This is a genomic window from Enterobacter cloacae complex sp. P24RS (assembly GCF_014982165.1).
Classification (GTDB): Bacteria; Pseudomonadota; Gammaproteobacteria; order Enterobacterales; family Enterobacteriaceae; genus Enterobacter; species Enterobacter quasihormaechei.
Genome location: NZ_JADCKU010000012.1, coordinates 112494 through 134107 on the forward strand (window position 1 = coordinate 112494; position 21614 = coordinate 134107).

At 57.1% G+C, this 21614-nt stretch carries 19 protein-coding genes and 1 tRNA gene; 13 read left to right on the plus strand and 7 right to left on the minus strand.

The features are described 5' to 3' along the window. Positions 1–635: 635 nt before the first annotated feature. The gene (locus tag INF58_RS14205) at positions 636–1352 is read right to left on the minus strand and encodes a response regulator transcription factor (RefSeq protein WP_193527914.1); all 717 of its coding nucleotides are present in this window, start codon (positions 1350–1352) and stop codon (positions 636–638) included. A 24-nt stretch (positions 1353–1376) separates the two neighbouring features. Beyond that, the gene (locus tag INF58_RS14210) at positions 1377–2039 is read right to left on the minus strand and encodes an EAL domain-containing protein (RefSeq protein ID WP_193527934.1); all 663 of its coding nucleotides are present in this window, start codon (positions 2037–2039) and stop codon (positions 1377–1379) included. 303 nt (positions 2040–2342) lie between these two features. On the opposite strand from INF58_RS14210, the gene INF58_RS14215 reads away from it, so the two are divergent. From INF58_RS14215 to INF58_RS14255, 9 genes are all read left to right on the plus strand, one after another. Next, positions 2343–2419, plus strand: a tRNA-Arg gene (locus tag INF58_RS14215). A gap of 238 nt (positions 2420–2657) precedes the next feature. After that, positions 2658–2933, plus strand: coding sequence for a DUF1471 family periplasmic protein YahO (yahO, locus tag INF58_RS14220; protein WP_193527915.1), 276 nt, complete (start codon positions 2658–2660; stop codon positions 2931–2933). Between the two features lie 218 nt (positions 2934–3151). Beyond that, a complete protein-coding gene (locus INF58_RS14225) occupies positions 3152–5335 on the plus strand; it encodes a TonB-dependent siderophore receptor (RefSeq protein WP_193527916.1) in 2184 nt (727 codons plus the stop codon). Between the two features lie 128 nt (positions 5336–5463). Further along, positions 5464–7437: a PhoX family phosphatase gene (locus INF58_RS14230; RefSeq protein WP_193527917.1), complete on the plus strand. Its 1974-nt coding sequence runs from the start codon at positions 5464–5466 to the stop codon at positions 7435–7437. A 102-nt stretch (positions 7438–7539) separates the two neighbouring features. Then, positions 7540–8928, plus strand: a complete 1389-nt coding sequence (gene pheP, locus INF58_RS14235; RefSeq protein WP_193527918.1) for a phenylalanine transporter — start codon at positions 7540–7542, stop codon at positions 8926–8928. 277 nt (positions 8929–9205) lie between these two features. Then, on the plus strand, positions 9206–10441 hold the full coding sequence (locus INF58_RS14240; protein ID WP_370552665.1) for an MFS transporter: 1236 nt from the start codon (positions 9206–9208) through the stop codon (positions 10439–10441). Positions 10442–10456: 15 nt separating this feature from the next. Next, positions 10457–11482, plus strand: a complete 1026-nt coding sequence (locus INF58_RS14245; protein WP_193527920.1) for a sugar phosphate isomerase/epimerase — start codon at positions 10457–10459, stop codon at positions 11480–11482. After that, positions 11475–12617 (plus strand): Gfo/Idh/MocA family protein, encoded by a 1143-nt coding sequence (locus INF58_RS14250; RefSeq protein ID WP_193527921.1) that lies wholly within the window; start codon positions 11475–11477, stop codon positions 12615–12617. The genes INF58_RS14245 and INF58_RS14250 overlap by 8 nt, the downstream gene beginning before the upstream one ends. A 75-nt stretch (positions 12618–12692) precedes the next feature. Further along, positions 12693–13664 (plus strand): LacI family DNA-binding transcriptional regulator, encoded by a 972-nt coding sequence (locus INF58_RS14255; protein WP_193527922.1) that lies wholly within the window; start codon positions 12693–12695, stop codon positions 13662–13664. Here the strand turns inward: INF58_RS14255 and INF58_RS14260 are convergent, their stop codons facing one another. Together INF58_RS14260 and INF58_RS14265 are read right to left on the minus strand one after the other, a co-directional pair. Then, positions 13665–14909 (minus strand): mechanosensitive ion channel family protein, encoded by a 1245-nt coding sequence (locus INF58_RS14260; protein WP_193527923.1) that lies wholly within the window; start codon positions 14907–14909, stop codon positions 13665–13667. Positions 14910–14976: 67 nt separating this feature from the next. Continuing rightward, positions 14977–16413 carry an MFS transporter gene (locus tag INF58_RS14265; protein WP_193032715.1) on the minus strand — a complete coding sequence of 479 codons (1437 nt, stop codon included), beginning with the start codon at positions 16411–16413 and terminating at the stop codon, positions 14977–14979. Between the two features lie 107 nt (positions 16414–16520). On the opposite strand from INF58_RS14265, the gene INF58_RS14270 reads away from it, so the two are divergent. After that, positions 16521–17390 (plus strand): helix-turn-helix transcriptional regulator, encoded by an 870-nt coding sequence (locus INF58_RS14270; protein WP_193527924.1) that lies wholly within the window; start codon positions 16521–16523, stop codon positions 17388–17390. 153 nt (positions 17391–17543) lie between these two features. Next, positions 17544–18146, plus strand: a complete 603-nt coding sequence (locus INF58_RS14275; protein ID WP_193527925.1) for a hypothetical protein — start codon at positions 17544–17546, stop codon at positions 18144–18146. Positions 18147–18173: 27 nt separating this feature from the next. Here the strand turns inward: INF58_RS14275 and nfsB are convergent, their stop codons facing one another. The 3 genes from nfsB to INF58_RS14290 form a co-directional block, all read right to left on the minus strand. Further along, positions 18174–18827: an oxygen-insensitive NAD(P)H nitroreductase gene (gene nfsB, locus INF58_RS14280; RefSeq protein WP_023324270.1), complete on the minus strand. Its 654-nt coding sequence runs from the start codon at positions 18825–18827 to the stop codon at positions 18174–18176. 120 nt (positions 18828–18947) lie between these two features. Then, complete coding sequence (locus INF58_RS14285) at positions 18948–19316, minus strand: MmcQ/YjbR family DNA-binding protein (RefSeq protein ID WP_193527926.1); 369 nt, start codon at positions 19314–19316, stop codon at positions 18948–18950. Continuing rightward, complete coding sequence (locus INF58_RS14290) at positions 19306–19896, minus strand: TetR/AcrR family transcriptional regulator (RefSeq protein WP_063451553.1); 591 nt, start codon at positions 19894–19896, stop codon at positions 19306–19308. The genes INF58_RS14285 and INF58_RS14290 overlap by 11 nt, the downstream gene beginning before the upstream one ends. Positions 19897–20087: 191 nt before the next feature. On the opposite strand from INF58_RS14290, the gene INF58_RS14295 reads away from it, so the two are divergent. Then, positions 20088–21191, plus strand: a complete 1104-nt coding sequence (locus INF58_RS14295; protein ID WP_063868923.1) for a RomA family MBL fold metallo-hydrolase — start codon at positions 20088–20090, stop codon at positions 21189–21191. A gap of 32 nt (positions 21192–21223) precedes the next feature. After that, positions 21224–21565: a RamA family antibiotic efflux transcriptional regulator gene (locus INF58_RS14300; protein ID WP_063451551.1), complete on the plus strand. Its 342-nt coding sequence runs from the start codon at positions 21224–21226 to the stop codon at positions 21563–21565. Positions 21566–21614 lie beyond the last annotated feature (49 nt).

Consider the following 21614-nt stretch of genomic DNA (forward strand, 5'->3'; position numbering starts at 1 on the left):
GTTATGGCAAAATGATTTTTCTTATTAGTGTGTCAAACACGTCTTATTATACCGTTTAAGTAATGTCCGAAAAGCCTGTAAATTAATATCCATATATTGCTGATTATTATCTTCTGGATCTGAATCGCTACCTTTTTAAATTTAGCAAAAATGTCCTGATATTGCATTTACCACACACTTTCATCTTTATGTAATAACAAAAAATAAACGATATTACTGTATGTTGCTAAAATGTTAACAGTACGCAGTCTGTGACGGAGGTCATCCTGCCCGCTCGCCACCCCTGATATCCGCGCTTTCGCACGTCATCGCCCCTTTATAAACACCTCAGGCCAGGCTTAAGATCCCGGCGTATGAACAGCACTATCTGCTGTTTTTTTCACCTCTCATTGCGTTTGTTTACACGTAAATCGCTTGTTTTTACACCATTATCACTCTGTTAACGAAAACGTCAGGTCCTTAACCCCTGGATAAAAGTACTCTGATTGAGCAGATAAACAGCATTTCGCGCGGTTGAGGGCGAAGAATTAGGAATAGTTATAAAATCGAAAGTTTTGTTAAAAAACACAAAAATTTAACATATATCCTAAGTATTTTCCTAAAGGTCTTTAGGAATTAAGGGGTTATTGAATACGTTAATACGTGAAATCTGAGAGGTTGTTGAGAAGATGTAGCAACTCGTGACGATGGTTCAGCCCAAGTTTCGCCAGGATGCAGCTGAGACGGTAAATAATGCGGCTATAGGGGCGGTTCTGTAACTGCGCGATCTGACGCAGGGAGCTGCCCTGCGACAGCGCCTGTAAGATTGGCCATTCTTCCCTGGAAAACCACTCTTTCCGGTGGCCGACGGGAGACGGCGGCTCCAGCAACGTTTGTTGCATAGCCAGCGCCGAAAGCTGCCGTTCAAGCACGTGAAAAGGGCCAGCCGCTTTGCAAAACAGGCGTGTATCGTAATCATCGGCGCGGATGAGCAGGTAGGGGGTCAGGAAGGGAGGGTACAGACTGTGGCGTCGTAATCGGTCCAGCAGGTCAATCAGCGGCGAGGCGCGGCTCTCTACGTCTACCACCAGACGTGATGAAGGCCATTGATTCAAATCGCTGAGGGCTGCTTCCAGCGTGGAGTAGTCGCAGCAATTGCTCAGGGGCGAATGCCCGCTCAGAAATCCGGAACGGAAAAAGTTATCCTGTGTGACCAGAACGATAAAGGGAGCATCGGTTTTGCGGGTCTGGTTGATTGACTGGCTCAAATATTCGAGACGATCAAAAAATGGGAGAGCAAAAGGCGAGTGCGTTGAACCCAGTGAATCACTTCCTGTCCGACGACGCCGGTAACGGCGTACTGTCATTCGCATAGCTTCCCTCTTGGCGATGACCGTTCAGTCCTCCTGCCATCTCCAGGATGGCCAATAATATCCCTGACCGAAGCGCGCGCCAGCCTGAAGCGCACACTCACGATCCTTTTCTGTTTCAATGCCTTCTATAAGCACATTGGCAGCAATTTTTGAACAAAGACCGACCAGCTGCGTCAGCGCTGGCGTTGCACGTAGTCGCCAGAAAGCCATCTTATCGATTTTGATTCCGCTTAACGGCAGACGGCAGGATAAAAATGCGCGCCCTGACGCTTCATCAATATCATCCAGCCAGATCCGATGCCCCTGCGCCGTCAACTGCTGAAGCGCACAACTTACCCTCAGACGTGTCGGGTCTGAGAGGGAAAAGAACGAGGCGGGATCCACGAGTTCAATGTTCAGCGGCGGGCTGTTAAGTTGCAGTAAACGCTGGAACATATCCGGGATGGTCAGAACGGTTATCGGCACATTTATGAAAAGGTTGTCACAGGGAGAGGGGTTTTTTAACGCAGCGATCTGGGCTTCCAGCAGCATAAGCGCCCGGGCGGCGGACCAGTCGCGGAAAAAGTCTTCACTTTGCTGATGCGGTGACAGCACGCTGAGCACTTCGGCCCCAATTGTGCGGGAAGAGGAGAGGGCGACAATGGGTTCAAGCTTGATGCCTGCAATGTCGCGTGAGATGTGCTGCACGCACGAGGGGAAACCTGTCTGGTCTGGCGCTGTCACTCCGTCGTCCTGTTTACTTCCAGCCTCCAGGTGGCCGGGATACCGCAAGACAGTGTGACGGCGAAGTAAACAGGAAAACAGCAGGCGTTACTTAAAAGCGGCTAAGCCTTTTCGCAGCCCGTAAAAGGAGCATAAATGTTGAAAAAACAGCCGTATTTACAATCAGCTAGTCATTATCGGCAGAGAAGGCGGAAAAGGCATTGACTCACTACGCATTGACCGTATAATTCCAGGCGTTTCACCACCGCGAAGTATACTCTTCTCCGTGCGCCCTTAGCTCAGTTGGATAGAGCAACGGCCTTCTAAGCCGTAGGTCGTAGGTTCGAATCCTACAGGGCGTGCCATTAAATATCAGGCACTTAAACCTCCTTCACATTCTCCTGATTTCCGCTGTTGGACATATTTGGGACAACAACCTCAAAAAAAAGCGTTAATTCACATTTTTGACAGCATAATTGACTGTTATAACAGTATTTTTCTTACGCTATGGCATTTTCGCCGTTCCTCTACCATGCTCATAACACCTCACCGTTTCGCGTGGGGCCTTTTCGTAGTTGCTCATTAATCTCAAGGAAAAAGGTTATGAAAAAAACGACTGCTATTTTGTTGGGCGCCGCGTTTCTGTTTACCACCAATGCCTTTGCGGCTGAAATGATGACAAAAAACGAATTCGAAAAAGTTGAATCGCAGTACGAAAAAATCGGTACCGTGAGCACCGCTAACGAAGTCTCTGTCGATGATGCGAAAAAAGAGCTGGTCGAGAAAGCCGATAAAGAAGGCGCTGATGTGCTGGTGCTGACCTCCGGTAACACCAACAACAAAATTCACGGCACCGCCGATATCTACAAGAAAAAATAATGCCTGATCAGCCACCCCCGTACGCGGGGTGGCTGTGCGTCACGCTTTCTCCCGCCTGCATACCCTCCCGTCTTACTTTCACCGTTTACACAGAAAGAAACGCGCGTTTACGCTTGATAACGCATGGATAATACGTATAGTTCTCATTTGCATTTCTCTCAATAAATTCTAAGGCCCGACAACGGGTCATTTTTGCGCGCACGTTAAACGAGTTAACTATGAACAACACCACAATGCACAAAACGCTGCTGGCGATTGCCATTGGCGCGGTTACCCACTCCGCCTTTGCGGCGGAAGAAAAAAAAGAAGACACCATCGTTGTCCAGTCCACCGCGGGGAGTGATTTTAAACCCGGCGGTGACCAGCTGGTGCCCGCCTTCCTTGACGGGCAGGTGGCCAATGGCGGACGTATGGGGATGCTCGGTCAGCAGAACGCCATGGACGTGCCGTTCAACATCATCAGCTACACCTCGAAGCTGGTGGAAGATCAGCAGGCAAAAACCATTGCAGACGTGGTCGCCAACGACGCGGGCGTGCAGTTTGTGCAGGGTTACGGCAACAGTGCGGAAACCTTCCGTATTCGCGGCCTGAAGTTTGACGGCGACGACATGACCTTCGGTGGCCTCTCCGGCGTGCTGCCGCGTCAGGTGGTGGATGCCCAGATGGTTGACCGCATTGAGATCTTCAAAGGGGCAAACGCCCTGATGAACGGCGCGGCAAGCTCGGGCGTGGGCGGGATGATTAACCTTGAGCCAAAGCATGCCGGGGAAACGCCGCAAGCGAAAGTGGGCGTGGACTACACCTCGGATTCCCAGATTGGCACCACGCTGGATGCGGGGCGTCGCTTTGGCGATAACGACCAGTTCGGCGCGCGCGTGAACCTCGTGCATCGTGAAGGGGAAACCGGCGTACCGAACGACCGCCGCCGCACCACGCTGCTCTCCACCGGTCTGGACTACAAAGGCGACCGCTTCCGCACCTCGCTGGATTTGGGCTATCAGAAGAAAACCTTCCACGGCAGCCCGACCAGCGTCAACATCTCGGCGGTGGATTTCGTGCCTGAACCGCCGAAAAACGATCGCAACTTCTCGCAGAAGTGGGCCTACAGCGATATCGAAAACGAGTTCGGGATGTGGCGCAGCGAGTATGACATCACCGACAGCTGGACCGCCTATACCGGCCTCGGCGCGCAGCACGCGCACGAAGAAGGGATCTACAGCGCGCCGAAGCTGGTGGACAAGAGCGGTAACGCAACGGTCAGCCGTCTCGACACCAACCGCATCAGCGATTCCGTCAGCGGGATGGCGGGCATTCGCGGTAACTTCAATACCGGTTTCGTTTCGCACAAGGTAAACGTCGGCTATTCCGCGATGACCAAAAACGAAAAGATTGCGTGGAAAATGTCGGCAGCGGCGGATAATCCGACCACTAACATCTACCACAACACCGGCGTGGCTATGCCGGACAGCACCAACTTCAGCGGCTCAGGCGGCAAATACAGCGATCCGCTGACCAGCGGGCGCACCCGTACCCAGGGCTGGCTGCTGAGCGACACCCTGGGCGTGCTGGACGACAGGCTGCTGTTCACCGCCGGCGCGCGCCATCAGAAGGTGGTTATTCGCGGGTACAACAAAATCACCGGCGCGGAAAACGACGCGGACGGTTTCGACGGCAGCCGCTGGATGCCAACCTACGGCGTGGTCTACAAACCGTGGGAGGAAATCTCCCTTTACGCCAACCATACCGAAGCGTTACAGCCCGGAGAAACTGCGCCTAACACTGCCACCAACTACGGCCAGAGCACCGGTATCGTTCACTCTAAGCAGAATGAAGTGGGCGTGAAGGCAGACTTTGGCCGCGTGGGCGGCTCACTGGCGCTGTTTGAAATCAAAATGCCGTCGGCGATCCTCGACGACAGCGGACACTTTGGCCTGGACGCTGAACAGCGCAACCGTGGCGTGGAGCTGAACGTCTTCGGCGAGCCCATGCTGGGGATGCGTCTGAATGCCAGCGCCACCTGGCTTCAGGCCGAGCTGACCAAAACCAAAAACGGCGTGAATCAGGGGAACGATGCGATCGGTATTCCGAACTTCTACGCCGTGCTGGGCGCGGAGTACGATATCAGGCCGATTGAGGGGCTGACGGCCACTGCGCGCGTTAACCACTCCGGCACGCAGTATGCCGATCTCGCGAACAGCAAAAAGCTGGACAGCTACACTACGCTGGATCTGGGCATGCGCTATCGCTTCGCGGTAAACCACAATGAAAACCAGATGACGGTGCGCGCAGGCATCGACAACGTGACCAACGAAAACTACTGGTCAAGCGTGGACGATTCCGGTACCTACATCACTCAGGGCGAGCCGCGAACCTTTAAGGTCTCGGTGGGCTACGAGTTCTAAGCGTTCCACCTCGTTATCCGGGGCAGGGACGCCCCAATCCCTTCGTTATCGTGTTATAAAATTGTAACAAAAGCTTCTTACACTGGTCGCCAACTCTTTTACCTCTTGGCCAATGACAGGAAGCCGCTATGGGCAGACCCCTCAAATCCGTTTTCAAAAAAGAACATCAAGACGATATCAGTAACCGCAGCGCTAACCCGGTATTTTCCGAGGTTGCGGAGGTGTTCCTCTCCCGCCGCCGTTTTCTCCAGATGGGGGCCGTTGCGGGGGCCGCCGTATCATTCCCGTTTCTGATCAAACCTGAGAACGCCATCGCCGCGGTCTCAAAACCGTCCGCGCTGGCAAAGGCGGTGTCGCTTGGGTTTACCAGCATCTCTGTTTCCACCGAAGATACGGTCAGGGTGCCGGAAGGCTATATTGCCCGCCCGTTCTATCGCTGGGGCGATCCGACGGGGCTCAAAGACAACATGCCGGCCTTTAAGCCGGACGCCAGCAATACCACGGACGAACAGGCCGCGCAGGCGGGCATGCATCACGACGGCATGGCGTGGTTTAGCCTGCCGCAGGGAGGGCAAAGCCCGGAGCATGGCCTGCTGGCGATGAACCATGAATACATCGACAACGGGATGCTGTTTACCGACGGTACGGCGAACTGGAGCCTCGACAAAGCCCGCAAGGGGCAGAACGCGATGGGCGTGTCGGTGGTGGAAGTGAAAAAAGCGGGCAGCGGCTGGGAGGTGGTTCGTCCGTCTTCGTTCGCGCGCCGTATTACCGTCAATACGCCGATGCAGCTTACCGGTCCGGCGCGGCATCAGGACCTAATGAAAACCGCCGCCGACCCGCAGGGGGAGCGCGTGCTGGGCACCATGCAAAACTGCGCTAACGGCCATACGCCGTGGGGCACCTACCTCACCTGCGAGGAGAACTGGTCGGATATTTTCGTGAAAAAAGCCGATCTCAATCCGCTGGAAAAACGCTACGGCATCAGCGACAGCGATGAGTCCTACCGCTGGAACGAAGTGGATGAGCGGTTCAGCGTCGATAAAACGCCTAACGAACCTAACCGTTTCGGCTGGGTCGTGGAGATCGATCCTTACGACCCGACCTCTACGCCACGCAAGCACACCGCCCTGGGCCGCTTCAAGCATGAGGGAGCAGCCGTCACGCTCGCCGCCGATAACCGCGTGGTGGTCTACATGGGGGACGATCAGAAGTTTGAGTACATCTATAAGTTTGTCTCGGACAAAAAATACGATCCCGCGATCCGGGAAGCCAGTATGCAGCTGCTGACCTCCGGCACGCTGTACGTCGCCAGGTTCAACGAGGACGGGAGCGGCGACTGGCTGCCGCTGATCTTCGGGCAAAACGGTCTGGATAAAAGCAACGGCTTTGAAAGCCAGGGCGATCTGCTGATTAAATCCCGCCTGGCGGCTGACGTGGTGGGCGCGACGAAGATGGATCGCCCCGAATGGATCGCCGTCGATCCGCACGCCAGCGGCAGCGTCTACTGTACGCTCACCAACAACAGCGATCGCGGGAAAGAGGGGAAAGCGCCGGTGGATGCCGCCAACCCGCGCGCCAACAACGTGTTTGGGCATATCATGCACTGGCACGAAGACGGGGCCGATCCTGCTGCCGCGCGCTTTAAGTGGGATATTCTGGTTATGGCCGGGCGTACCGACGGAGACGATCCGAAGGCCAAAGGCTCCATGCAGGGCGCGGAATTCGGCAGCCCCGACGGCCTGTCGTTCGATCACCAGGGCGTGCTGTGGATCCAGACCGATGTCTCCTCCAGCACCATTAATAAGAAAGCGTACGAGGGGATGGGCAATAACCAGATGGTGGCGACCATTCCGGGCACCAACGAGTATCGCCGTTTCCTGACCGGGCCGCGCGGGTGTGAGATCACCGGCATTGCGTTTACGCCGGACAACCGCACGCTGTTTATCAACATTCAGCATCCGGGGGAGGGCGGGGATGATATTACCGACCCGGCCAATCCTCGCGCTGTCTCAAACTGGCCGGACGCCAGCCCGAACGGACGACCGCGATCGTCCACGGTGGTGATCGTCAAAGCGGACGGCGGGATCATCGGCTCGTGACGTTTACGCGCCGGGCGCATGCGCTGGCCCGGCGTTAAGCTTGCTACCACCAGCATGAAGTGTTAAAACGTGCCCCTTCTAAAAAAGAGACAGGGGTAGGGCGTGAAAGACGCGTCATCCGCTTCAGGCCATGGTAGCGCTGAAGCTTCGTCGGATCAGAATCCGACGCTGCAACGTGGTTTGCAAAATCGACATATTCAGTTAATTGCCCTCGGCGGCGCAATCGGTACCGGGCTGTTTCTCGGCATCGGCCCCGCCATTCAGATGGCCGGTCCCGCGGTTCTGCTGGGTTACGGCATCGCCGGGATCATTGCCTTCCTGATCATGCGCCAGCTCGGCGAGATGGTCGTTGAAGAGCCGGTGTCCGGCTCCTTCGCGCACTTTGCCTATAAATACTGGGGCCCGTTCGCAGGCTTCCTCTCCGGCTGGAACTACTGGGTGATGTTCGTGCTGGTGGGCATGGCGGAGCTGACCGCCGCCGGCATCTACATGCAGTACTGGCTGCCGGACGTGCCCACGTGGATCTGGGCGGCGGCCTTCTTCATCATTATTAACGCCGTTAACCTTGTGAACGTGCGCCTGTATGGTGAGACCGAGTTCTGGTTTGCGCTGATTAAGGTGCTGGCAATTATCGGCATGATCGGCTTTGGCCTGTGGCTGCTGTTCTCCGGCCACGGCGGCGAGCGAGCCACTATCGACAACCTGTGGCAGCACGGCGGCTTCCTGGCGACCGGCTGGAAAGGGCTCATCCTCTCGCTGGCGGTCATCATGTTCTCCTTCGGCGGTCTGGAGCTGATTGGCATCACCGCGGCTGAAGCGCGCGACCCGCACAAAAGCATCCCGAAAGCGGTCAACCAGGTGGTGTACCGTATTCTGCTGTTTTACATCGGCTCGCTGGTGGTGCTGCTGGCGCTCTACCCGTGGGTGGAAGTGAAGTCCGACAGCAGCCCGTTCGTGATGATTTTCCATGACCTGAACAGCAACGTGGTGGCTTCCGCGCTGAACTTCGTTATTCTGGTGGCCTCTTTGTCGGTGTACAACAGCGGGGTCTACTCCAACAGCCGTATGCTGTTTGGCCTCTCCGTACAGGGCAACGCACCGAAATTCCTTACCCGCGTCAGCCGTCGCGGCGTACCGATCAATTCGCTGTTTCTTTCTGGCGCTATCACCTCGCTGGTGGTGCTGATCAACTACCTGCTGCCGAAAGAGGCCTTTGGTCTGCTGATGGCGCTGGTAGTGGCGACGCTGCTGCTGAACTGGATCATGATCTGCCTCGCACACCTGCGTTTCCGCGCGGCGATGCGCCGTAAGGGACGCGAGACGCAGTTCAAAGCGCTGCTCTACCCGGCGGGGAACTACCTCTGTATCGCGTTCCTGGCGTTGATTCTGGTGCTGATGTGCACCATGGATGAGATGCGACTTTCAGCAATGCTGCTGCCGGTATGGGTGGTGTTCCTGTTTGTTGCCTTTAAGCTTTCACGCAAAAAGTAGCGCGGTTTTCTCCCTCTCCCTGTGGGAGAGGGCCGGGGTGAGGGCACCAGACCGTACCCGCCTTCACGCCCGGTGGCGCTTCGCTTACCGTGCCTACATGTTTGGGGACGTTATTTTGTAGGCCGGGTAAGGCGCAGCCGTCACCCGGCACCCCCTTCACCTTTATCGTGACCCCCCTCCCAATTCTGTTTCGATCCGCAGGATCTTTATTTTGTAATCGATTACTTTTCATATGAACCGTTTTGTAATCGATTACTTTTTTCGGGCGAGGCTTATGATGGTGTCAACTGACGGTAGTGAAAAGGCGATAACACAGCACCGGCTGCTGGTGCCGCGGCTGTCGCTGATGATGTTTCTGCAATTTTTTATCTGGGGTAGCTGGTCGGTCACGCTCGGCCTGGTGATGGCCCAGCACAACATGTCTCTGCTGATTGGCGATGCGTTCTCCGCCGGGCCCATCGCCTCCATTCTCTCGCCGTTCGTGCTCGGCATGCTGGTGGACCGCTTCTTCGCCTCGCAGAAGGTGATGGCGGTGATGCACCTAGCGGGCGCGGCGATCCTTTTGTTCGTGCCGGGAGCGCTAATTGCCGGGAACGGCGCGCTGCTGATTGGCCTGCTGTTTGGCTACACGCTCTGCTACATGCCGACGCTGGCGCTGACCAACAACATCGCGTTTCACAGCCTGGCCAACGTGGATAAAACCTTCCCGGTGGTGCGCGTGTTCGGCACCATCGGCTGGATCGTGGCGGGCATTTTCATCGGCGTCACCGGCGTGGCGTCCAGCGTCACCATCTTTCAGGTGGCGGCGGCCAGCTCCGTGCTGCTGGCGCTTTACAGCCTGACGCTGCCGCACACGCCTGCACCGGCGAAAGGCCTGCCGGTGAAGGTGCGGGATCTCTTCTGCGCGGATGCGTTCGCGCTGCTCAAAACCCGCCACTTTTTCGTCTTCTCCGTCTGCGCGATGCTGATCTCCGTCCCGCTCGGCACCTATTACGCCTACACCGCCTCGTATCTGGCGGATGCGGGAATTGCCGACGTCAGCACCGCCATGTCCTTCGGGCAGATGTCCGAGATCGTCTTCATGCTGGTCATTCCGCTGCTGTTCCGCCGTCTGGGCGTGAAGGTCATGCTGCTGATCGGCATGCTGGCGTGGTTCGTGCGCTACGCCATGTTCGCGCTGGGCGTCAGCGAGGAGGGGCGCATTCTGCTGTATCTCGGCATTCTGCTGCACGGTGTCTGCTACGATTTCTTCTTTGTCGTCGGCTTTATCTACACCGACCGGGTGGCGGGCGAAAAGGTGAAAGGCCAGGCCCAGAGCATGATCGTGATGTTCACTTACGGCATCGGCATGCTGCTCGGCTCGCAGATTTCCGGCGCGCTCTATAACCGCCTGGTGGCAGGGCAGACCGTGCCGCAGGCGTGGGTAACATTCTGGTGGATCCCGGCGGTGGCGGCCGCGGCGATCGCGCTGATTTTCCTTCTCACGTTTAAGTATGACGATGACAAGGCGTAACGTTCAGGAGGTGGTATGAGGACGATGAAAGGACCCGGCATTTTTCTGTCGCAGTTTATTGGCGAGAACGCGCCGTTCAACACCCTTGACGGGCTGGCCGGATGGGCGGCTGCGAAGGGCTACAAAGCGGTGCAGATCCCCTGCAACCATCCGCACATCTTTGACGTGGAGAAAGCCGCAGAGAGCGAGGCCTACTGCGACGACATCACCGCAAAGCTGGCTGCGCACGGGCTGGCGATCAGCGAGCTGTCGACCCATCTGGAAGGGCAGCTCGTGGCGGTGAACCCGGTTTACAGCGAGGCGTTTGACCACTTCGCGCCCGCCGCAGTGCGCGGTAACGATGCGGCGCGCCGGGCGTGGGCAACCGAAAAACTGAAGCAGGCGGCGGTCGCCTCGGCAAGATTAGGGCTGAAGGCGCACGCGACCTTCTCCGGCTCGCTGGCGTGGCCGTTTTTCTATCCGTGGCCGCCGCACAACGAGCAGCGTTTTCAGGAGGCGTTCCAGGCGCTGGCGGATCGCTGGCGGCCAATTCTGGATGCCTTCGACGAACAGGGCGTGGACGTCTGTTTTGAGCTGCATCCGGGGGAAGATCTGCACGACGGCGTGACCTTCGAGCGTTTTCTGGCACTGGTAGACAACCATCCGCGCTGCAACATTCTCTACGATCCAAGCCATATGCTGCTCCAGCAAATGGACTATCTGGCCTTTATCGACATCTTCCATGCGCGTATTAAAGCGTTCCACGTGAAGGATGCTGAGTTCCGCCCCAGCGGGCGCAGCGGCATGTACGGCGGCTACCAGCCGTGGATCAACCGCGCCGGACGCTTCCGCTCGCCCGGCGACGGGCAGATCGACTTCAAAGGCATTTTCAGCAAGCTGACCCAATACGACTATGACGGCTGGGCGGTGCTGGAGTGGGAGTGCTGCCTGAAGGACGGCGATACCGGGGCGAGTGAAGGCAGCGAATTTATCCGCCGCCACATCATTCCCGTTTCCGGACGGGCGTTTGACGATTTTGCCGCAGGGGACAGCCATGATTAACGTCGGGATCGTCGGCAGCGGGTTTATTGGCCCGGCACATATCGAGGCGCTCAGGCGCCTCGGGTTTGTTCAGGTGGTCGCGCTGTGCGACGGCTCGCTCGTTAAGGCGCAGGAAAAGGCGCGCCTGCTAAACGTACCGCACGCGTACGGCAGTGTTGAGGCGCTGCTCGCGCACCCTGATTTGCACGTGGTGCACAACTGCACGCCGAACCACCTGCACGCACAGATTAACCGCCAGATCCTGCGCGCGGGCAAGCACGTGTTTTCCGAAAAGCCGCTGTGCATGACGCCTGAGGAGGCGCGCGAGCTGGTGGCGCTGGCGGAGCAGGCGGGCGTAGTGCACGGCGTGAGCTTCGTCTATCGCCAGTTTGCGATGGTGCGCCAGGCGGCGAGCATGATGCGCGCGGGCAGCCTCGGGCGGATTTTTGCCTCACACGGCAGCTACCTCCAGGACTGGATGCTGCTGGAAACCGACTACAACTGGCGGGTGGATGCCGCGCTCGGCGGCGCATCGCGGGCGGTGGCGGATATCGGCTCCCACTGGTGCGACACGGTGCAGTTCGTCACCGGGCGGCACATTACCGAGGTGATGGCTGATTTATCCATCGTCTGGCCGACGCGCAGGGCCAGCAAGGGCGGGAATCAAACCTTCTCCCATGACGAACAGGCGGAGTATGAAGACAAACCGGTCACGACCGAAGACTTTGGCTCGGTGCTGTTCCGCTTTGACGACGGCAGCAAAGGCAGCTTTAGCGTCTCGCAGGTAAGCGCCGGGCGAAAAAACCGTCTGACCTTTGAGATCAACGGCAGCGAGCGGTCGGTGGCATGGGATCAGGAGATCCCGCAGCAGCTGTGGATCGGCCATCGCGACCGGGCAAACCAGACGCTCACCGACGATCCGGGGCTGATGAACCCTGACGTTGCCGACAGCGCCCATTTCCCTGGCGGGCATATTGAAGGCTGGCCGGATGCTTTTAAGAATATGATGGCGCAGTTTTACCGTGCCGTGCAGGCCGGTGTAATGCCTGAGGCGGCGCAGTTTGCCACCTTCCACGATGGCGCAAACGTGATGTATATCATTGATGCTATTGTGAAAAGCCATCAGCAGCAGCGCTGGGTGCGCGTGGAACGTTGATGCACTGCCCGGTTCGCCGGGCAACAAATTTATGATAGCCTGCACAAAACGCTAACCGCAGGATGTATCGTCGCTATGTCAATTCAGAAAATCGCTCAGCTGGCCGGGGTTTCCGTGGCAACGGTCTCCCGCGTGCTGAACAACAGCGATACCGTGAAGGCGAAAAACCGCGAGCGCGTTTTGCAGGCGATCCAGGAGAGTAACTATCAGCCCAATCTGCTGGCGCGTCAGCTGCGCACCGCCCGCAGCTATATGATCCTGGTGATGGTCTCGAACATCGCTAATCCGTTCTGCGCCGAAGTGGTGAAGGGCATCGAAGCCGAGGCGGAAAAGAACGGCTATCGCATTTTGCTGTGCAACTCCGGCTCGGACATTGAGCGCTCCCGCTCGGGCTTAAGCCTGCTGTCGGGCAAAATCGTCGACGGCATCATCACCATGGATGCCTTCTCGAAGCTGCCGGAACTGGCGGCGCTGATTGGTGCTGCGCCGTGGGTGCAGTGCGCCGAATACGCGGATGCGGGAGCGGTTTCCTGCGTGGGGATAAACGATGTCGATGCCTCCCAGCACGTTGTCAGCCAGCTGGCCGACGGGGGACGCAAACGCATTGCGCTGATCAACCACGACCTCAGCTACAAATATGCCCGCCTGCGCGAGCGCGGCTATAAGAGCGTGATCCACCTGCGGGGTCTGGACTATCAGGCGGTGGAGTACGCCAGTGAGCTCAGCTCCAGAGCGGGCATGGCGGCGATGCAAAACCTGTTAAAAGAAAATCCGCCAGATGCGGTATTTGCTGTTTCCGATACGCTGGCGGCGGGCGCGTTGCGCGCCATTCAGCAGGCAGGCCTGCGGGTGCCGGAGGATATTGCCGTGGTCGGCTTTGACGGTACGGAGCTGGCGGATATGATTTCACTTACCACCATCGAACAGCCGTCGCGGGATATCGGGCGCAAGGCGGTCAATCTTCTTTTAAACAAAATCGACAACCCGGATGCGCCCACGGAAAGGGTGATGATGGGCTGGCGCTTTATTTCCCGCGCCAGCGCCTGATTATCTGGCAATAACCCCTGCCAGCGAGCGAATATCGTTTCCGGTGGGTGACTGATGAATACGCAGGCCAAACTCATCCACTACCGCGAAAATATGGTCGAAGATGTCGGCCTGAATATCTTCGTATTCCGCCCAGATGACCGTATTGGTAAAGGCATATATTTCAATCGGCAGCCCGTTGGCATCCGGCGCCAGCTGGCGCACCATCAGCGTCATATCTTTACGAATACGCGGATGGTTACGCAGATATTCATTCAGGTAGGCTCGGAAGGTGCCGATATTGGTCATCTTGCGCAGGTTTAATACCGATTCTCCTTCCCCGTTTTGCTGATTCCACAGGTTAATTTCCTCATGGCGCGCGGCCAGATAGGGCTTCAGCAGTTTCGCCTGAATCAGCTTCTGCTGCTCCTGCTCGTCAAGAAAATGAATGCTGGTGGTGTCGATATTCAGGCTGCGCTTAATGCGGCGGCCGCCGGAGGCGGACATACCGCTCCAGTTGATGAACGCGTCGGAGACCAGCGCCCAGGTCGGGATGGTGGTAATGGTGTTGTCGAAGTTGCACACCTTAACGGTGGTCAGGCCGATATCCGTCACCGTGCCGTTGGCGCCGTATTTCGGCATTTCCAGCCAGTCACCGAGCTTGAGCATGTCGTTGGCGGAGAGCTGAATGCCGGCCACTAAGCCCAGGATCGGGTCTTTGAATACCAACATCAGAACGGCAGCCATCGCACCCAGGCCGCTTATCAGAATGGCGGGAGACTGGCCGATCAGCAGGGAGATAATTAAGATCCCCACCAGAATGGCGCTCACCAGCTTGATGCCCTGGAATATCCCCTTCAGCGGCAGCTGCGACGCGGTGGCCATTTTCTGCGACAGATTGAATATGACGTCCAGCAGCGAGAAGAAAGAGAGCAGGGCATATACCATCACCCACAGCTTTGCGCAGGTGGTGAGCATTTCCGCTGCTTCGCTGCCTTTTTGCAGCCACAGTACCGCCTGAACGTTGACGATTATCCCCTGAAGGGTAAACGCCAGACGGTGAAATAACTTGTTCTGAGTGATGATCTGCAACCATAAATGGCTGCTGGCCTGCGCGCGTTTCTCGAAGGCGCGCAGCACCACTTTGTGCAGAATAAAATGAACAATGATGGCGGTAAGAAAAATAATACCAAAGATAATCACTAAAGAGGTGGTGTGATTAATTTCAATCCCTAACTCTTCAACCTGAGCAATTAATTCCTGCATAACGTCTCCTGTATTGATGCAGCCCCATAATGGCGGCTGCGGATCTATTATGCAAATTCCGGCTGTTTTATTTTGTCGTCGGGCAGGCCTTGACGACCGGTAAACTCAGGCGATGGCGCATGCGCAGCGTGGCCAGCGCCAGCACCACCATCATGACCGTTTCCACCATCAGAAAGACGTTGACCGCCTGGGTGTAATCGCCGTGATGAGTGTGCAGTCCGTGCAGCAAAATTGCGCCAAAAATGGCCGGGCCAAGCCCCAGCGCAGCTTGTTGCAGGGTGCTTAAAATCGCGCTCGCGGCCCCTGCATCGTCAGGCTGGATATCGCGCATCCCGATGCGGTAGAAGCTGTTCACAATCAGCGCCTGCCCGTAACCCACCAGCCCGGTAGCCGGGGCCAGCGTCAGCGCGGTATTGTGCATTCCCCAGTGGCGGAACGTGGCGATCAGCGCCACCAGGCCGACAAGCTGAATCGCAAGCCCGGTCAGCAGGATGGCGCTGGTGCTGTAGCGGGCAATCAGGCGTGGGGCGAACCAGGCAGAGATAAAATAGGTCACGCCGAGCGCGATAAAGCTGTTCCCGGACTGCCACGGCGCCATCCCCAGACCGCTTTGCATGGTCAGCGCCATGCAGAACATAAACCCGGACCAGACGCTGAAAAAGAGCATCCCAATCAGCACGCCAAAGCGAATGCTGCGCAGCTGCAACAGGCGCGGCGCAATCAGCGGGTGGGCATCCTCACGCTCTTTTTTGCGCGCACTCAGCACCATTAACCCGGCCAGCGGCACAATCGCCATCAGCGCGGCTTTAAGCGGCCAGGACCAGTGCCACTGCGGGCCGAGCGCCATCGGGAACAACAGACAGCACAGTATCGCCGTCAGCAGGACGGTTCCGGTCCAGTCAATGCGCGACGGCGTATCGCGGCGGGTTTCCGGCACGTAGCGACGGCTTAACGCCAGCACCACCAGGCATATTGGCACGTTGATAAAGAAGGCGTTGCGCCAGCCCAGCCCGGCGATATCCGCCGACACCAGCCAGCCGCCACCCATCTGGCCGACGATAAACGCAATCCCGCCGATCCCCCCGAACAGGCTGATCGCTTTGGCGTGTGCCGTCCCTTTTAACGTGACATGCAGCGTCGCAAGAATTTGCGGCATGATAAGCGCGGCGCCCGCACCCTGAATAATACGCGCGGCAAGCAGCTGTTCAATATTGCCCGCCATGCCGCACAGCAGCGAGGCCAGGCCAAAACTCGCCACGCCCCACATAAACAGACGACGGCGGCCAAGGTTATCGCCCAGCTTGCTGCCGGGGGCCAGGCAGACGGCGAAGGCCACGCCGTAGAGGGCGACAATCAGCTCCAGTTCGGTAGCTGTGGCGTGTAACGACTGGGTGATGGAATCCAGCGCCACGTTGGTGATTGAGGTATCAATCAGCGGCAGCATCTGGCCGGTTAACAGCAGTATCAGGCCCGCACGACCCGGTGAAACAACTGACGTATTCATGGTGACTCCATTGCGTCAAACAGCGTAGAGTCGTAGCATCAACTATCTGATAAACGGGTACCAGTTCTTGCTTATACTGGTACTGGTACTACCATGCAGGAGATTTTATGGCGCTGATGTCTGAACCTGTCATCTCTCTCCAGGATGACACCCGCAAGCAGCTGGGCGCCTTTTTACGTGCCCGGCGTGAAAGCCTCGACCCGCAGCGCCTCGGCTTACCGCGCAGCGGCCGCCGCCGCACGCCGGGCCTGCGCCGCGAGGAGGTGGCGATGCTCGCGGACGTCGGCGTCACCTGGTACACCTGGCTGGAACAGGGCAGGGACGTCAACCCGTCCAGCGCGGTGATGGCCGCCATCGCAAAAGCGCTGCAATGCACCCCGACCGAAGCCCGACATCTTTTTGTGCTCGCCGGTTTGCCGCCGGGTGAAGCCCCGCAGGCGGTCTGCTGCGAGGGGATCAGCGAAGGAACTCGTCGCCTGCTGGATACGCTGATGCCAAAACCCGCCAGCATTCAGAAACCGAATTTCGATATCGTGGCCTGGAACGACAGCTTCGGGCATCTGATGGGCGTCGATTTCAACGCCATACCGCCGGAAGATCGCAACTGTATTTATCTCTTCCTCACCCATCCGGCGTGGCGCGCGCGGCTCGGCAAACGTGACGACGTGCTGCCGATTTTCGTCTCCTATTTCCGCGCGGCAATGGCCGAACACCGGGGCGACCCGCTCTGGGAAGCGAAGCTGGCGCGTTTTTTCGCGGTTTCCGAGGAGTTCAAAACCCTGTGGCACCAGCGCAACGACGTGCGCGGCGTGGAGAATCAGCTCAAGCTGTTTACCCATCCAGAACTGGGGGATTTCCATCTCCAGCAGATGTACTGGTACTCCGCGCCGCGAAACGGATCGCGGCTGCTGGTGTATCTCCCGGTAGACGAGGCGGGAGAGCGGGCGATGGCGTGGCTGGCCGGGCAGGGGAATTAAGTTTTTTGCGAGGCGCTTTCAGGGAATCAGCGCCGACTCTACCAGGAGGACGAGACGAGTGTAAGGTGGGGGTTAACTTAAACCAACCGACTGAATTGCCACCATTTCGATGAGGTACTAAGTCGTCTATACTCACGCCATGAGAAACCACCGATGTCGCCACTGATGATTGATTCCGCAGAGTTCAGCCAAAAACTCGGGCTTATCTCCCGAAACGTCGAACATACCGAAGCATTTCTGGCGCGGGGTACTGCGGATTTTCATCTGCCGGGGTTCTTGCTGCCTGTCGGATACCGGCTTTTAAAATCGCGTTATGGTGATGAATATCGTCTCGTGACTACCGATGATGGTAAGCCTTATACGGCGTATGCCGTGAAGCTTACATTTCATAAAGAAATTACCTTTCCCCACGGTGCCGCCACGCAGGTGATGGTATGGCGCACCCCGCGCGCCGTCCACCAGCGCGTAATAAGCGGATTACCGCAATTATTTTTCCAGTGGGTGCTCAGCGAATACGACATCGTAGTTTCCGACAGCGAGCAAACGGGGGACGGGCAACGGTTCTGGCTGCGCATGATCGACTGGGCGTTCACCATGAACTATCGCATTAGCGTGGCAGACGGTACGGTGGGAGAAGAATGGACGTTAACGCCCGTAAACTCTTACGCTGAGCTGGAAGAGCGATGGATTGCTTTTGCCTGGGGAAGCGATCGCGATATCCATCCGCACCGCAGGCTGGTCATCAGTAAAACGTAACGGGCCGCATGCAGCGGCCCGTTTGAATCAGCACTCGGTCACAATCGTGCTCAGCGGCAGACGAGACTTCGGCAGCGTGGCGTTGAAATCTTCCACGCTGTGGTGCCCGACCGGGACCACCACCAGGCTGGTGAAGCCTTTCTCTTTCAGGCCAAACTCTTCGTCAAGAATAGCCGCGTCAAAGCCTTCAATCGGCACCGCGTCCAGGCCCATTGCGGCCACGCCCAGCAGGAAGTTACCGACGTTCAGGTAAACCTGCTTCGCCATCCACTGGTCGTCATCTTTCAGATCCACGCGGTGCATGTCGGCAAAGTAGCAGCGGCCCTTGTGGTTCGCGGCTTTGGCTTCCGGCGTGTTGAAACGGCCATCGGCTTCTTCCTGATCGACAACGCGCTCAAGCCAGGCATCGTCCATCGCGGTTTTCGCGCAGAACACCACTACGTGAGAGGCATCCAGCATTTTGCGTTCGTTGAACACGTAAGTGCCCGCCGCGGATTTTGCCACGCGCGCTTTACCCTCTTCAGTGCTGGCAACAATAAAGTGCCACGGCTGGGAGTTGGTGCTGGACGGGCTGTATTGCAGCAGCGTTTTGATTTTTTCCGCTTCTTCTGCGGTCAGTTTTTTAGCGGGGTCGAACGCCTTGGTTGAGTGGCGTTTCAGGGCGACAGAAATAATATCCATAACAACTCCTGGTGATGAAATTCGCCCGTAGGCGGGCGTGGAAGGAAAGCAGATTACCGCGCGAAGCGGGAAAAGATAAGTGCGATTCGAGCGCTTATACTGTTCGCCTCAGGCGAACAATCAGGCCGGGCGTATCCGCTTCTGGTCTTTTTTCGGCAGTTTGTCGACGACCAGGTTCCACGAGTCCGTAATCAGGTCGGTGACCAGCTCAGGCGTAACGTCGTCGGTGCCGTACACGGAAATCCAGTGCTTCTTGTTGAGATGGTAGCCGGGCTCCACGCCACGGTAGATCTGCTGATTGAGCAGCGATGTTTCCGGATCGGACTTCAGGCTGACGTGGGGCCGACCGCGTACGGTCGCCATCAGCATGAAAATTTTCCCGCCCACCTTAAACACGTCATACTCCGGCCCAAACGGCCAGCACTGTTCGGTGAAGGGCATCTCCAGTGCGACGCGTTTTGCGTGCGCCTGCAAGGTTTTACCGTCCATCGTTATCCTCCTCAGCAAGCCCGCGCCACATGGCCTCAAAGCCCAGCGCTTTAAAATCGACGGCACGGGACGGATCGCGGGTAGCAAATTCCATGGTGGTTTCTGCCAGCGATAAGAACATGGCATCACCGAAGGTCTTAAACTCGTCGGACATAAATACCTGTCGAATCGAACGACGGCACAGTTCGTGCAGTTCAGGGAACATGTCTTTCACCGCCTGCTCCGTTTCCGCGTTCAGCTTTTCACTGACGCCGATCTGGCGGATAGCCGCATGCGCCACGGGGTTACGAATGCCCCAGTCCACATAGCTGTTCCAGATATTGCGGGTGTGCTCTTTCGGCAGGGTGATGGTGCGATCGAGGTTCGCCAGCATGGTCTGGCAAAGATCCTGCTTCAGATGCAGGTAGAGGGCATTCAGCAGATCGTCTTTGGTAGCAAAGTAGCGAAACAGCGTCCCTTCAGCGACGCCCGCATTACGGGCAATTAACGCCGTTGAGGCGGCAATACCTGACTGCGCAAATGCAGCAGTTGCTGCTTCCAGTAAGGCCTGTTTTTTATCTTCACTCTTCGGACGTGCCACTAAATTTTTCCTCCCGTCAATTGTAAAAGCCCTGATTGAAACACGTGCTTTGTTACGCTGCAACGCGGAATGTCAAAGATCGAAAACCTTCTTGACGGCGTAAGCATCCTATCTATAATGAGTGCTTACTCACTCATAATCAAGTGTCACCCGCGCAAACCATCGGAAGGGGCGCGTTGGCGGGTCAGGAAATGAAAAAGCCTCTATTCATCTGCGTGGTGTTAGTCATGATTATTGCTTCAGCGGCGAGTTTACCGTTTGTACTGAATGCCGGATTTGGTCAGCCGCCGCAGGGTGCGCAGCTCTCTGAAGTGGAAGCTTCCCCGCACTATCGCGACGGGCAATTCCACAACACGCTCCCTACGCCGGGCTTTACCGGGCAACAAAATATGCTGGTGGCGTGGTGGCAGTTTCTTACCCGTAAAACCGAAAACGCCCGTCCTGCTCAGCCGCTGCCGCTGGTGAAAACCGAACTGGCCAGCCTGTCGCCTGAACAGGACACGCTGGTGTGGCTCGGCCACTCCTCCTGGTATATGCAGCTGGCGGGAAAGCGCATCCTGATCGATCCGGTTCTGGGTAACTACGCCGCGCCGTTCTCCTTCCTCAATAAAGCGTTTGCGGGGGAGTACCCGTGGAGCGCACAGAGCATGCCGGAGATCGACCTGCTGATTATCTCTCACGATCACTATGACCATCTGGATTACGCCACCATCAGGGCGCTGCTGCCGAAGGTGAAGCGCGTGGTCACTCCGCTCGGCGTGGGCTCACACCTGCGCTACTGGGGCATGAACCCGGACATTATTGACGAGCGGGACTGGAATCAGTCTGTACACATCAGCGATGCGCTGACGGTTCACGTGCTGCCCGCACGCCACTTTTCCGGGCGTGGCATTAAGCGTAACCAGACCCTGTGGGGCAGCTTTATGTTTGTCACCCCGGAGCGGAAGGTTTACTACAGCGGAGACTCCGGTTACGGCCCGCACTTCAAAGCGATTGGCGAGCAGTTTGGCGGCGTTGACTTAGCCATCATGGAAAACGGCCAGTACGACCAGGACTGGAAGTACATCCATATGCACCCGGCAGAAACGGCGCAGGCCTCGGCAGATCTCAATGCTAAAGCGATCGTACCGGGCCATAACGGGCGTTTTGTGCTGGCGAAACATACCTGGAACGATCCGCTGATCCAGCTGGCGAAAGCCAGTAAAGATAAAAACTACCGGCTGCTGACGCCGGAGCTGGGCGAGCCTGTCCGGGTGAGTGATTCCACGCAAAAATTTCGCGAGTGGTGGGAATAATGTTTAAGCGAGAATCAGAGGGGGAGAGCAGTATGACGATTTCCGCTCAGGTCATTGATACGATTGTCGAATGGATCGATGACAACCTGCACCAGCCGTTACGTATCGAAGAGATTGCCCGCCACGCGGGTTACTCAAAGTGGCATTTACAGCGGCTGTTTATGCAATACAAAGGTGAAAGTCTGGGGCGCTATATCCGTGAACGCAAGCTGCTGATGGCGGCGCGCGATTTGCGTGAATCAAACGAACGCGTGTACGACATCTGCCTGCGCTACGGCTTTGACTCGCAGCAGACGTTTACGCGCATCTTCACCCGCACCTTCAACCAGCCGCCCGGCGCGTACCGCAAAGAGAATCACAGCCAGACACATTAAATTTGACGGCATGTAGGCCGGGTAAGGCGTAGCCGCCACCCGGCTTTTT

Excerpts from the sequence above, each read along its gene's own strand:
- INF58_RS14205 (WP_193527914.1), bottom strand. The coding sequence starts at position 1,352 with ATGCGAATGACAGTACGCCGTTACCGGCGTCGTCGGACAGGAAGTGAT.
- yahO (WP_193527915.1), top strand. The coding sequence starts at position 2,658 with ATGAAAAAAACGACTGCTATTTTGTTGGGCGCCGCGTTTCTGTTTACC.
- INF58_RS14225 (WP_193527916.1), top strand. The coding sequence starts at position 3,152 with ATGAACAACACCACAATGCACAAAACGCTGCTGGCGATTGCCATTGGC.
- INF58_RS14230 (WP_193527917.1), top strand. The coding sequence starts at position 5,464 with ATGGGCAGACCCCTCAAATCCGTTTTCAAAAAAGAACATCAAGACGAT.
- INF58_RS14240 (WP_370552665.1), top strand. The coding sequence starts at position 9,206 with ATGGTGTCAACTGACGGTAGTGAAAAGGCGATAACACAGCACCGGCTG.
- INF58_RS14245 (WP_193527920.1), top strand. The coding sequence starts at position 10,457 with ATGAGGACGATGAAAGGACCCGGCATTTTTCTGTCGCAGTTTATTGGC.
- INF58_RS14250 (WP_193527921.1), top strand. The coding sequence starts at position 11,475 with ATGATTAACGTCGGGATCGTCGGCAGCGGGTTTATTGGCCCGGCACAT.
- INF58_RS14255 (WP_193527922.1), top strand. The coding sequence starts at position 12,693 with ATGTCAATTCAGAAAATCGCTCAGCTGGCCGGGGTTTCCGTGGCAACG.
- INF58_RS14260 (WP_193527923.1), bottom strand. The coding sequence starts at position 14,909 with ATGCAGGAATTAATTGCTCAGGTTGAAGAGTTAGGGATTGAAATTAAT.
- INF58_RS14265 (WP_193032715.1), bottom strand. The coding sequence starts at position 16,413 with ATGAATACGTCAGTTGTTTCACCGGGTCGTGCGGGCCTGATACTGCTG.
- INF58_RS14270 (WP_193527924.1), top strand. The coding sequence starts at position 16,521 with ATGGCGCTGATGTCTGAACCTGTCATCTCTCTCCAGGATGACACCCGC.
- INF58_RS14275 (WP_193527925.1), top strand. The coding sequence starts at position 17,544 with ATGTCGCCACTGATGATTGATTCCGCAGAGTTCAGCCAAAAACTCGGG.
- nfsB (WP_023324270.1), bottom strand. The coding sequence starts at position 18,827 with ATGGATATTATTTCTGTCGCCCTGAAACGCCACTCAACCAAGGCGTTC.
- INF58_RS14285 (WP_193527926.1), bottom strand. The coding sequence starts at position 19,316 with ATGGACGGTAAAACCTTGCAGGCGCACGCAAAACGCGTCGCACTGGAG.
- INF58_RS14295 (WP_063868923.1), top strand. The coding sequence starts at position 20,088 with ATGAAAAAGCCTCTATTCATCTGCGTGGTGTTAGTCATGATTATTGCT.
- INF58_RS14300 (WP_063451551.1), top strand. The coding sequence starts at position 21,224 with ATGACGATTTCCGCTCAGGTCATTGATACGATTGTCGAATGGATCGAT.